This window comes from Tateyamaria sp. syn59 (genome assembly GCF_007995245.1).
In the GTDB taxonomy this organism is placed as follows: Bacteria; Pseudomonadota; Alphaproteobacteria; order Rhodobacterales; family Rhodobacteraceae; genus Tateyamaria.
This window is the reverse complement of the sequence record NZ_VCBA01000001.1, coordinates 29750-41663: the sequence shown is the minus strand read 5'-3', so window position 1 is coordinate 41663 and position 11914 is coordinate 29750. Positions and strand designations below refer to the sequence as shown.

Genomic DNA, 11914 nt, shown 5'->3' with positions numbered 1-11914 from the left:
AGGAGCTTGGGTCATCAGATCAATCTTTCCTGTTGAATGTTCAAAGAAAGGGGATCGGCGCTGAGGCCGATATGCGCAGCCATGGTCCCATCCGGCGTCACCGTCAGGCTTAGAATTCCATGCCGCGCGGGATCCGGCGCCGCCGCTGTATCGGCCAGATACGCAGTCGGATTGCCGCCCAGCAATTCAAACAGACGCGCAACGCGCAGTCGCAGTTTCGGCCCTCCGCCAAACACCTGCTCTGCGTAGAGCAAGATGGAAATCGCCAACAGCTTGCCATCTGGTCCATGGGCAAAACTGACACCGACATCGTGGCAGGCCAAACGCTTGTCTGCGGCGCCGGGATTGACCGTTTGAAGCAGATCGAACAAGCGCGGCACGGCGCGCACGTCGTAGAAACCAGCCTCAAGAAGCAGGCCGCTCAGCCCGCCGCGCGTGGCAGGCGCGCCACCAAAGTAAAGCTCTGTGACGACCCCACCGTCCGTATCATCGCTCAGCCCCACCAAACGGGGCATCAGCCCCCGCCAGGCAGGATGGCCAGAGATCTGCAGGAGCTGCGGATCCAGATCGCGCGGCATCTCGATATATAGCTTGGGCGCGACGTCGCCTCCGCGCATCCTCAGACCCAACCAGGCACCAAATTCGAGCGCATCGGGCGCAGCCCTCTGGAGCGCGACAAATCTCTCGTCGCAGGGCAAGGCAAGTCCGTGACGAAGTGCTCTCGCATGCACCGCGCCGACCCGGGCAAGCATTGGTGTGTCGGGCGACGCGGCCTCAAGCGTGTAGCGCGGTGTGCCGCCTTGTGCGGCAAATCCGATCTCGAGCGGGCTGCCATTTGCGGTCAGGACCGACTTCATGTCTGTGGCGGGTGCCAGGCAATCCGCCACCAACGCTGTCAACGGACGTCCCGGGCCCAAAGGCCACCCCGAAAACGGGGCAGCGCCGTGGCCGGGGGCGGGTATGGAAAAGGTCTCTAGCATCGCACCAATCCCCCGCCGCTCTTACTGCAACGCCGGCAGAACGGTGAAGGCACCATGCCGGTCCGCGACGGCCTCCATAACCACTCGATCCGGGGTATTGCCGTCACGTGGCAGGATCACTGTTGCCAGATCACCTTCGACCTCCGCCACATGCGTGTTGGCGGCTTTGCCGACGTGATAATACGTCACCTCATAATAGTAGGACGGGCTTTGGCCTTCGGGGTAAGAGAAGGTAAAGAACTGGTCCGGCGTCGGCAGACGCGTTCCATCCTCCTGCTTCGGTTGCGCACCGAACGAGATGGACTGCACGAGATCCTTCTTGTGCTCAATCTCGTTTGCCGTGCAATGGCGGCTCAGCACCTGCTCAGGCAGCACGGTAAAGGCATCCACCTTGACCAGTTGCACCGTTTCCCAATCCACAAGCGTGGCGTCGAACTTGGCCGAAAACTGGCGGCGTCCGGGCACAAATTCGAGGAACGACGACCGCCCAGGCACATACACGTCGCGCACCGGCTGGCTCGGGCCATCTTTGATACGAACAAGCCCATTCAGACGCACGTAGGAGCCGTTGGGATTGTCCACCGTCAGGAGTGTAATGTCCTGGAACTGCGTGTCCTCGGTCTTGAACTGCACCTGCTCCCGGAAGTTCATCCCATTGATGTCATCATCATAGGTGGCCGTCAGCAGGACCTGCTCAATTTCCACCTTTTTGTCGCTGTCGTTGCTGTCACTGGTGACAATGCCGTAGGAGACCTCCTGAAACGGATCCTCTAGCAAGACGGTGGTCTTGGCCTTGCCGCCACTGTTGACGATGGGGGCCATGACATAGGTCGCCCTACCACCGCCGTCTTTCGCTTCCTCCCCCGGCTTCACCGACGCGTGGTAGGTCAACCGGTAGTAGTAATCGAAGTTCTTCAGATGCAGGGACGTGTCGCTTTTGAACTTGGCGACGCTTTTTTCCTTGGTGATCTCTTCGTATTTACGCACGTTCGGCGCGCCGAGAGGCGTGTTGAACATGAAGTCGATGCCGACCTTGTCGATCACATCGAAGTCCAACGCATCGCCACTGAAATTGACCTTCACAAGCCCAAGATCAGAGAACCCAATCGAGATGTTGGTGTCCGCCGTCTTTTCCGGCCCGACCTCAAAGCTTTGCCCGTCGGTCAGCGTCACCTTGTAGGTAAACTCGTATTCGGGATCGAAGTGGCCACCGCCGTCCTTCTGACCGTCGACGTCAAAAGTCCACTGGGTGGATGCCCCGGGCTTGAATTCATGGGTTTTCGTGGTCCCGTGATACACCGCCGACAGATTCACGCTCTCGACCTCGGCATCTTTCAAGTCTCCAAGGATGTTGAAATTGGTGATCAGTCGCCGGAAATCCGCGGTGCTATAGTGCTCGCCCCAATTGGCGCTAATCTCGTCCGCGGGCAGCTGCTGTTGCGGTGAGATCACCCACTCGATCACCTGGTTCTCTTTGTATTCCTTGGAAAACGAGGCCACGAATTTCGCGCTCATCCGGTCCGCGTTGCCGGGCCCAAGCGTATTGGCAGCTGTCTCAACTGCCTGATCCACCAGGCTTTCAAGCGCCTTGAACGCCCAGTTTTCGATGCGTCGCTTGAACTCTTCAGACGGGTTTTCGATGTTGTAGTCGATCTCGGTCGATCCGGCCTCGGACGCATTCAGCGACTGGCGGATCGTGGTCTTGCGCTCCGTAACCGACCCCCACATGTTCTTTTTGACATCAACCGTCTTTTCGTACTCGTACGCCTGATCAGAGTTGAACGACACGGTCGCCTTCACGGCCTGCAGCTTGGCCAGCGTGGTCACGTCATAGTCGATGCTCAGCCCGGATGTGGCGGGCGCGTTCGGCCCGAAATTGGCCTTGAAAAAGTTGACCATGGCCTGGCTTTCGAGGGGAATGATGAACGTCGCCTCGTTGGTGCCCGCCATGCTGGGTTCGGCAAGAAACACATATTCCTGACCTTCGATGGAAAAGGTCGCTGTCACCGCGCTCGAAATCCAGTCGAGCTGGCCAAATGTTGCACCGGGAATAGCCGCACGCACCGCAGCCAGCGCCTCCGGCGACACATCAAGCCGCACGGTAAAGGTGCAGGTGGCCATCACGTCGCCGGATTGCGTGGTGTATTCCACTAGGCTGAACACAGGGATCTCACGACCCGCGACCGTGCGCTTGGCAAACAGTGGCTCGGGCACGATGTACCACATGCCGGATTGGGAGAAGTCGGGATAGACCGTGGCGAGCCGGGTGTCATTGGCGTATCGGACGGTCTTGGCATCACGGATGTTGATCATTGTCGTCTCCATTTGGATCAATTCGTCTGGGCCACAGCCCTGGAATCTGCGGTGCCGCCAAATGTTGAAGGGGTCTCTGCCAGCAAACGGAACAGTCTGGCCCACACTCAAAACCCAATCGCAGCACGAGAACGGCTGAGACGAAGATGAAGTTTTGGGCCGTCCAAGACCTGAAAGTTCTCCGAAACTTCCCCGAAAATTTCCGAACCGTCTGAAAAGCCGCGCGTTCAGAACGGAGTCAAACGCGTCTTCTGAACAAACGCCGGTGTAGGTCTGGATATGTTAGATATGGGGGCCGCATACGGCCCATCGACTCATCGCAAAGCAAGTGCAGGCCGTACGGCTTTGTCAGTGTCGCAAAACATTGCAGATCTAGTCATGCGTGCGGCAACGGCCGCTCAAAATATCAAGGGGTTTCAAAGAGACATCCAAACGCATCGCATCACCGAAGAAAGCCCCATTGGCGTCCGCCGATGTTAAGGAGCCCTGACTGAGCGCCGAGTGTGGCCCCGACAAAGCGTAACGATGCCGCGCAAGGTTAACTGTCGGAAAATGATTGCCTGCGCTTTTGGTTTGCCAGACGGCTTCAGACGGAAAGATCGTAAAGAGAGGACAGCCTGCCCCCTGACAAAATCAGACGCCTCGTAACTCAATTCTCGCAATTGCCCCACACCGAGGCGAGCCCGATTACCCGTCGAGCTGCGCCATAACCTCGTCACTGGCCTCGAAATTGGTGGTGACAGTCTGCACGTCGTCGTCATCCTCCAGCGCATCCACCAGCTTCATCAGCTTCTGCATGCCCTCCAGGTCCATCTCGGTGGTCGTTGTAGGACGCCAGATCAGCTTGGTGGACTCCGACTCTCCCAACTCCGCCTCCAGCGCATTGGACACCTCATTCAGATCTGTGTCGGCACACCAGATCACATGCCCGTCCTCCGTGCTCTCCACATCCTCGGCCCCGGCCTCGATGGCGGCCATCATGACGGTATCCGCGTCACCCACCTCAACCGGGTAGCTGACAGCCCCCTTGCGGTCGAACATAAAGCCCACGCTGCCCGTCTCACCCAGGTTCCCGCCATTCTTGGTAAAGGTCGACCGCACGGTCGACGCCGTCCGGTTCCGGTTGTCGGTCATCGCCTCGACAATCACAGCCACACCATTAGGGCCATAACCCTCATAGCGAATTTCCTCGTAATCCTCGCCCTCACCCGCAACCGACTTCTTGATCGCCCGGTCAATATTGTCCTTGGGCATCGACTGCGACTTGGCCTCTTTCACCGCCAGACGCAGGCGCGGGTTCTTGTCGGGATCGGGATCGCCCATCTTGGCGGCGATGGTGATCTCCTTCGACAGCTTCGAAAACAGCTTGGCGCGCAGCTTGTCCTGACGCCCCTTGCGGTGCTGGATGTTCGCCCATTTTGAGTGCCCGGCCATGCGCGCCTCCTGTCTCGCAAATTCGGTGGTCCGGGCGTCTATAAGACATCGCCCACCACAGGGGCAAGGCCACGCTGTGCACCCGCGCAGAGCCCCCGTGCGTGGCGCACGCCGCCCCCGCCGCTACCGTGCAAGCACACAAACAGGAGACAGCCCATGGGCGTCATGATCAACGGCGTGTACGAGGCCGAAGACCCGGGCCACGGCACCACCCAAAACGGCGCCTACGAACGCGCCAAAAGCACGCTCCGCAACTGGATCACCCCGGACGGCACCTTCACCCCCGCCCCGGGCCGCTATCACCTCTTCGTCGCCTGGAACTGCCCTTGGGCGCACCGCACCCTCCTCGTCCGCGCAATCCTCGGACTGCAAAACGCCATCTCCATCAGCATCGCCAAACCTCGCCGCACGGACCAGGGCTGGGTCTTCGACACAGACGGTCCGTTCTCCGACCCCGAACTGCAAGCCACCGCCCTGCACGACGTATACGCCCGGCACCGCCCCGCCTACACAGGCCGGATCACGGTCCCGGTCCTCTGGGACAAGGAAACAAAACAAATAGTCTCCAACGAAAGCGCCGACATCGCCCGGATGCTGGGCACCGCCTTCGACCCCAACCGCCGCCTCTGCCCACCCGAACACGAGGCGCAAATCGACCGCTGGAACACCCTCATCCACAAGAAAGTCAACAACGGCGTCTACCGCGCCGGTTTCGCCCGCACGCAAGAGGCCTACGATACCGACGTCACCGACCTCTTCGCCACGCTGGACACGCTCGAAACCCACCTCACCAACAACACAACACTCACAGGCGGCACCCTCACTGAAGCCGACCTCCGCCTCTTCCCCACACTCGCCCGCTTCGACGTGGCCTACCACTACGCATTCAAATGCAACCTGGCCAAACTCAGCGACTACCCGGCGCTCTGGGACTACGCCCGCGCCCTCTACGCCCTGCCCGACGTGGCCGACACGGTCAAACCCGACATCTACAAGGCGGGCTACTTCTCCCCATCCGAGCTGCGCAACCCGCTGGGTATCATCCCCGCAGGACCAAAAGTCGACTGGACCCAACCACCCCACCGCACAATACAAGTGCCCGCCTAACCCCTTCTTCTGGCTAAAAATACTTCAGGGGAGGCGCGCCAGCGCCGGGGGCAGAGCCCCCTTCAAAATGTCGTCGCGCTTCAGCGCGGCAGCAAAACCGCGTGACCGAATTACAACTGGCACCGCAACCCCCACATCCCTACCCTGCCGGGATGACGACAGACCAGATCATCCTCTTCACTCTCTTCGGCGCCGTCTTCGGCCTGCTCTTATGGGGCAAGTTCCGCTACGACATCGTCGCCTTCACGGCGCTCATGCTCGGCGTGGTTCTCGGCGTGGTGCCAAGCGCAGATGCCTTCTCCGGCTTCGGCCACCCGGCCACGCTCGTGGTGGCACTGGTCCTCGTCGTCTCTGCCGGTCTGGTGCGCTCCGGCGCGGTCTTTCTGATCACGCGCACACTGGTCGATGCGTCCCGCTCCCTCGGCGCGCATATCACGCTGATGGGGGCCATCGGCGGCGTCCTCTCGGCCTTCATGAACAACGTGGCGGCCCTCGCGCTCCTGATGCCGGTGGACATGCAAACCGCGCGCAAGGCGGGGCGATCACCGGGGCTCAGCCTCATGCCGCTCAGCTTCGCGACCATCCTCGGCGGCATGGTCACGCTGATCGGCACGCCTCCCAACATCATCATCGCCACGATCCGCGAGGATGCCCTGGGCGAGCCCTTCCGGATGTTCGACTTCGCCCCCGTGGGCGGGCTCGCGGCCATCGCCGGGCTCGCGTTTGTCGCCCTCATCGGCTGGCGGCTCATCCCTGCCCGCGCCGATGCTGAAGGCCCGACCGAGGCGCTCTCCGAATACATCGCAGAACTCACTATCCCCGAAGGCTCCAAACACGCAGGCAAGCGCGTCGGCGAACTCTACGAAGACGCCGAAAAGGCCGACGTCGCAATCATCGGCCTGATCCGCGACGGCCAGCGCCGCTATGGCCGCGCCCGCAACGCGCTGCTGCAAGAGGGCGACGCGCTGGTGCTCGAAGCCACGCCAGACGCGCTCGACGAATTCCGCGCCGCCCTCGGCCTGTCCGTCGCCGACGCCAAACGCGAAAAGCAATTGAACGCCGCCGGGGAAGGCGTTGAAATCATTGAGGTCGTGGTCACAGACCAATCCCGCCTGATCGGGCGCACCGCGCAAAGCGTCGGGCTCAGCTGGCGGCAATCGACCGTGCTCATGGGCATCTCGCGCGGCGGCAAACGGATCACCAAGCAGATCCGCAAAACATCCATCCGCGCAGGCGACATCCTCCTTCTGCTCGTGCCCCGCGACACCGGCCATGACGTCACCCAATGGCTGGGCTGCCTGCCGCTGGCGGAACGCGGGCTTGCGGTGACCGCGGATGAAAAAGTCTGGCTCGCCATCGGCCTTTTCGCAGGCGCCGTCGCCGCCGCCAGCGTGGGTCTGCTCTACCTGCCCATCGCCCTCGGTCTTGTGGTCGTGGCTTATGTGCTGTCCAAGATCGTCCCGCTCTCCGAGCTTTACACCCATATCGAATGGCCCGTCGTCGTCCTGCTCGGTTCCATGATCCCACTGGGCGCCGCATTGGAAAAGTCCGGCGGCACCGAACTCATCGCAGGCTGGCTCGTCACCATGACCGACGGCCTGCCCGCCTGGGCCGTGCTGACGGTACTGATGATCGTCACGATGAGCCTGTCTGACGTGCTCAACAACACAGCCACAACCATCGTGGCCGCCCCCGTCGGCATCCAGATGGCCCAGACGCTGGGCGTGTCCCCCGACCCCTTCCTGATGGCCGTCGCAGTCGCGGCCTCTTCAGCCTTCCTCACCCCCATAGGGCATAAGAACAACACACTGATCCTCGGCCCCGGCGGTTACCAGTTCGGGGACTACTGGCGCATCGGCCTGCCGCTGGAGGTCATCGTGATCGCCGTGTCGATCCCCGCCATCCTCGTCTTCTGGCCGCTCTGACCGGGCGCCGGAATTTTTTTTAAATTCCGGTCTGTTTTCTGTCTCAGAAAACGGCTGACCAAGCGTCAACGTTGCGCGCCGCCAATCTGCCCGTCTAACCTCGCCATCAGGGAGAAGACATCATGGACATATTAATCAACGTGGTGCTGCCACTGTCGCTGGCGATCATCATGCTAAGCCTTGGCGTGGGCCTGACCTTCGCCGATTTCGCTCGCGTCCTGCGCACGCCCAAGGCCTTCGCCACCGGCGCAACAGCACAAATCATCCTTTTGCCCGTCGTCACATACACCATCGTCCTCAGTTTCGGCCTCGGCCCCGAAATCGCCGTGGGCTTCATGCTGCTCAGCTTCTGCCCGGGCGGCGTGACATCGAACATGATCGCGCGGCTGTCCAAGGGCGACGTCGCCCTGTCCGTCTCTCTCACCGCCGTGGTCAGCCTGCTCAGCATCCTGACGGTGCCCATCCTCGCCGCATGGTCCGTCGTGCATTTCATGGGCGACGCAGCCCCGGACGTGTCGGTCACCGGCCTCGCCATCTCGGTCTTCATCATCGTGACCCTCCCGGTGCTCATCGGCGTACTGATCCGCCACTTCGCTGCCAGCTTCGCCATCCGGATCGAGCCGTTCCTGTCCTGCCTCGCCACGCTCCTTTTCATCATCATCGTGGTCGCAGCCCTCGCCGCCAACTGGGATGTCTTCACCGCCAATCTCGGCACGCTCGGCCCCGCCCTCATCGTCCTGAACGCTGCCCTCCTCCTCATCGGCCTGGGTCTCGCCCTCGCGCTCGCCCTGCCCTGGGACCAGGCCAAGACCATCTCGGTCGAAACCGGCATCCAGAACGCCACCCTCGGTATCACCCTCGCCGCCCTGATCTCGGGCCAGGCCGAGGGGCTCAGCGCCATGGCCCTGCCCTCGGGCGTCTATGGTATCCTCATGTACATCGTCGCCGCGCCCTTCGTGGCGTGGTTCCGCAGAGCCTAAGGAGACACTCATGGATCAAGCAGACGCCATCGTCGTGGGCTCCGGCCTCGCAGGCCTTGCCGCCGCCGCCGAACTGGGCGACCGGGGCAAAAAGGTGATCATCGTCGATCAGGAACCCCGCAGCTTCCTCGGCGGTCAAGCCTTCTGGTCGCTCGGCGGCCTCTTCATGATTGACACGCCCGAACAGCGGCGCATAGGGATCAAAGACAGCCGCGACCTCGCCCTCAACGACTGGATGGGCAGCGCCCAGTTCGACCGGGACGAAGACGCCATGCCCCGCAAATGGGCCGAGGCCTATATCGACTTCGCCGCCGGTGAAATGCGCCCCTGGCTCCACGCCATGGGCCTGCGCTGGTTCCCCGTCGTGGGCTGGGCCGAACGGGGCGGCAGCTACGCCGATGGGCACGGCAACTCTGTCCCGCGCTTCCACATCACATGGGGCACCGGCCCCGGCATCATCGAACACTTCATCCGCCGCTGCGAAGAACACGAACGCACCGGCCTCATCCAATTCAACTTCCGCCACCAGGTCGACCGGATCGACATGGAAAACGGCGCAGCCAAAGGCGTCAGCGGCACCCTCCTCGCCGACGACAGCGCCGCACGCGGCCAGAAAACCAACCGCGACGCAATCGGCGACTTCGCCCTCAAAGCGCCCTCTGTCATCGTCACCTCCGGCGGCATCGGCGGCAATTTCGACATGGTGCGCAAGGTCTGGCCCACCGACCGGCTCGGCCCCGCACCCGCCTCCATGGTCGCAGGCGTACCCGCCCATGTGGACGGGCGGATGATCGGCATCTCGGAAGCCGCAGGCGGCCACGTCATCAACGGCGACCGCATGTGGCACTACACCGAAGGGGTCAAGAACTGGGACCCGATCTGGCCCAGCCACGGCATCCGCATCCTGCCGGGCCCCTCCTCCATGTGGTTCGACGCGACCGGCAACCGGTTCGCACCCCCAGCGCTCCCCGGCTTCGACAGCATGTCGACCCTGCGCGAGATCCTGGCGACCGGCTACGACTACAGCTGGTTCGTCCTCACGCAGAAAATCATCAAAAAGGAATTCGCCCTCTCGGGCTCCGAACAAAACCCCGACCTCACCTCGAAAAAATGGTCCGAGGTGATCAAGCAGCGCGTCCTGTCCGGCAAAAACGCAACCGCCCCGGTCGAGGCGTTCAAGGAACGGGGCGAGGATTTCGTCGTTGCCAATGACCTCACCACCCTCGTGCGCGGCATGAACCAGATCGCAGGCGGCAACCTGATTGATGAGGCCAAACTACGCAAACAGATCGAAGCGCGCGACGCACAAATCGACAACCCGTTCTCCAAGGACGCGCAGATGATGGCGATCCACGCCGCGCGCAACTACCGGGGCGACAGGCTGCTGCGGACAGCCAAACTGCACAAGTTCCTCGACCCCGCCAACGGCCCGCTCATCGCGGTCAAGCTGCACGTGCTGACGCGTAAAACACTCGGCGGGCTGCACACGACGCTCGACAGCCAGATGATCGGCGCGGACGGCACCCCAGTGCCCGGCCTCTTCGCAGCAGGCGAGGTCGCAGGCTTCGGCGGCGGCGGCTATCACGGCTACAACGCGCTCGAAGGGACATTCCTCGGCGGCTGCATCTTCTCGGGCCGCAACGCGGGCCGCTCAACCGCCATCGCCTGACCCAAACCTGCGACGCTATGTAACCTGTTCCAAAACTTGCATCGTTGCACGCGACACGCCAATTTACCGCACCACCTTAGCCATGCGCGCAAGCGACACAGCCAAAACAGTGCAAGACCATGACCCAGAACGCTGACCTGATAGAGATGAACGACCTCGGCTTCCCTGCGCCCGAACGCAGTGCGGCCATGATGGCCTGCACGCGCGATTGCGTGAAGCTGCTCTCGTCCGATGGGCGGATCACCTACATGAGCCACAATGGCCGTTGCGCCATGGACATCGACGATCTCGCGCAGGTGCTGGGGAAATACTGGGCCGAGTTGTGGCCGCCCCAAAGCACGGACCTGATCAACGGTGCCGTGGCCGCAGCACAGGCGGGCAAGATGGCGCATTTCGTGGCCGACTGCCCAACCGGACGCAAGCGTATGGCACGGTGGGACGTAACAGTGATCGGGATCCCGAACGCCCAAGGGGGACTGTCCGAGATCATGGCCGTTTCGCGCGAAACAATTGAGCCATGCCGCCCGCTGACAATCACCTGACGCCGCACGGCCACGAAAACGGGTAACCCGTATAAGACGCGCATTGCTGACACAGGCTCAGAGCTTTCACTGACCGTCAGTTCGCATCGGAGGCCGCACCACCTTATTCGGACCAGCGGGTATTACCTCAATCGACCCTCCGCCAATCACAGGCGGCGCCATGATTTGCGCTCTCCAGCCGACGGTTTCTAAACTTGAACGGGTCAAGCTCGGACAAGAGCTCGGATCGGTACACGCACGGAGCAGACATCAATTCACACCGAAAGGACGTCCGTCACACTGCACTCAGCGGCGCGTTATCCGTCAATCTGCACAGGGCGCGGTGGCGCCAGATGCACCGGCGCCTCTCCGAAGAGGTGCGCGACGCCCGCCTCGTCAAACATCGCCCAGCGCGCAGCAATCAGCTGGTAGTGTCGCGTCTCACAACCCCATGCATCGCGGGTAAAGCGTGACCGCCACACACCTTCAACCCGCAGGGGCAACTGCACCGTGTCCAGCCCCTCGGCGCGCCATCCGGGGATGTTCGCCCGCGCGTGAAACAAAAGCGCCCGCAAACGCTTTTCAATACTCACCGCCTGCGCGTTGCGGCGCCCCGCGAACACCACCTCGATCACCGCACCATCGGGAAGAAAGCCGCGGACCACCAGATCCTGCCGGTTGTTGCGATGCGCCTGCGGGACAAGACCGACTGTGACCCGGCGCACGGGCGACCGGAACAATCCGTTGTCCTCGTAAGCGGGCGTGACAAGGTGCGTGGGGCGGCGAAGATCAGACATGGCGTTATGCCTGATCGGTAACAGCCGAGCGTAAAAAATGTCTTACGGCCGCAGTTGCCGAATTGTGCAGTGCTGCATTGGCCACACCACAAGCAATCTGCATCCGATTTGCCTCTCTCAAAAGGCAGAATTACGCCCATCTCCCGGCACCGATCCAGTCCGACTTGTCCGGTCGCGTGCACCTCACA

Annotated in this window: 9 protein-coding genes; 5 read left to right on the top strand and 4 right to left on the bottom strand. The window is 62.0% G+C overall.

Annotated features, from left to right (window positions below):
* Nucleotides 1-14 precede the first annotated feature (14 nt).
* The 3 genes from FD715_RS00215 to FD715_RS00205 all read right to left on the bottom strand — a co-directional run bounded on the left by FD715_RS00215 (nucleotide 15) and on the right by FD715_RS00205 (nucleotide 4727).
* Nucleotides 15-857 (bottom strand): hypothetical protein, encoded by an 843-nt coding sequence (locus tag FD715_RS00215; protein WP_147103492.1) that lies wholly within the window; start codon nucleotides 855-857, stop codon nucleotides 15-17.
* Between the two features lie 144 nt (nucleotides 858-1001).
* Entirely contained in the window at nucleotides 1002-3293 is a 2292-nt protein-coding gene (locus FD715_RS00210; protein ID WP_147103489.1) for a hypothetical protein, read from the bottom strand.
* A 687-nt stretch (nucleotides 3294-3980) separates the two neighbouring features.
* Complete coding sequence (locus FD715_RS00205) at nucleotides 3981-4727, bottom strand: YebC/PmpR family DNA-binding transcriptional regulator (RefSeq protein ID WP_039682648.1); 747 nt, start codon at nucleotides 4725-4727, stop codon at nucleotides 3981-3983.
* Between the two features lie 156 nt (nucleotides 4728-4883).
* On the opposite strand from FD715_RS00205, the gene FD715_RS00200 reads away from it, so the two are divergent.
* The 5 genes from FD715_RS00200 to FD715_RS00180 all read left to right on the top strand — a co-directional run bounded on the left by FD715_RS00200 (nucleotide 4884) and on the right by FD715_RS00180 (nucleotide 10950).
* A complete protein-coding gene (locus FD715_RS00200; protein ID WP_147103486.1) occupies nucleotides 4884-5834 on the top strand; it encodes a glutathione S-transferase family protein in 951 nt (316 codons plus the stop codon).
* A gap of 152 nt (nucleotides 5835-5986) precedes the next feature.
* Nucleotides 5987-7759, top strand: a complete 1773-nt coding sequence (locus tag FD715_RS00195; RefSeq protein ID WP_147103483.1) for an SLC13 family permease — start codon at nucleotides 5987-5989, stop codon at nucleotides 7757-7759.
* Between the two features lie 122 nt (nucleotides 7760-7881).
* Nucleotides 7882-8739, top strand: coding sequence for a bile acid:sodium symporter family protein (locus FD715_RS00190; RefSeq protein ID WP_147103480.1), 858 nt, complete (start codon nucleotides 7882-7884; stop codon nucleotides 8737-8739).
* Nucleotides 8740-8749: 10 nt separating this feature from the next.
* Nucleotides 8750-10408 (top strand): FAD-binding dehydrogenase, encoded by a 1659-nt coding sequence (locus FD715_RS00185; RefSeq protein ID WP_147103477.1) that lies wholly within the window; start codon nucleotides 8750-8752, stop codon nucleotides 10406-10408.
* A 119-nt stretch (nucleotides 10409-10527) separates the two neighbouring features.
* Entirely contained in the window at nucleotides 10528-10950 is a 423-nt protein-coding gene (locus tag FD715_RS00180) for a PAS domain-containing protein (protein ID WP_147103474.1), read from the top strand.
* Between the two features lie 296 nt (nucleotides 10951-11246).
* Here FD715_RS00180 and FD715_RS00175 read toward each other — a convergent pair whose 3' ends face one another.
* Entirely contained in the window at nucleotides 11247-11726 is a 480-nt protein-coding gene (locus FD715_RS00175) for a hypothetical protein (protein WP_147103471.1), read from the bottom strand.
* Between the last annotated feature and the right edge of the window lie 188 nt (nucleotides 11727-11914).

Coding starts and splice junctions, on each gene's coding strand:
- FD715_RS00215 (WP_147103492.1), bottom strand. CDS start 857: ATGAAGTCGGTCCTGACCGCAAATGGCAGCCCGCTCGAGATCGGATTT.
- FD715_RS00210 (WP_147103489.1), bottom strand. CDS start 3,293: ATGATCAACATCCGTGATGCCAAGACCGTCCGATACGCCAATGACACC.
- FD715_RS00205 (WP_039682648.1), bottom strand. CDS start 4,727: ATGGCCGGGCACTCAAAATGGGCGAACATCCAGCACCGCAAGGGGCGT.
- FD715_RS00200 (WP_147103486.1), top strand. CDS start 4,884: ATGGGCGTCATGATCAACGGCGTGTACGAGGCCGAAGACCCGGGCCAC.
- FD715_RS00195 (WP_147103483.1), top strand. CDS start 5,987: ATGACGACAGACCAGATCATCCTCTTCACTCTCTTCGGCGCCGTCTTC.
- FD715_RS00190 (WP_147103480.1), top strand. CDS start 7,882: ATGGACATATTAATCAACGTGGTGCTGCCACTGTCGCTGGCGATCATC.
- FD715_RS00185 (WP_147103477.1), top strand. CDS start 8,750: ATGGATCAAGCAGACGCCATCGTCGTGGGCTCCGGCCTCGCAGGCCTT.
- FD715_RS00180 (WP_147103474.1), top strand. CDS start 10,528: ATGACCCAGAACGCTGACCTGATAGAGATGAACGACCTCGGCTTCCCT.
- FD715_RS00175 (WP_147103471.1), bottom strand. CDS start 11,726: ATGTCTGATCTTCGCCGCCCCACGCACCTTGTCACGCCCGCTTACGAG.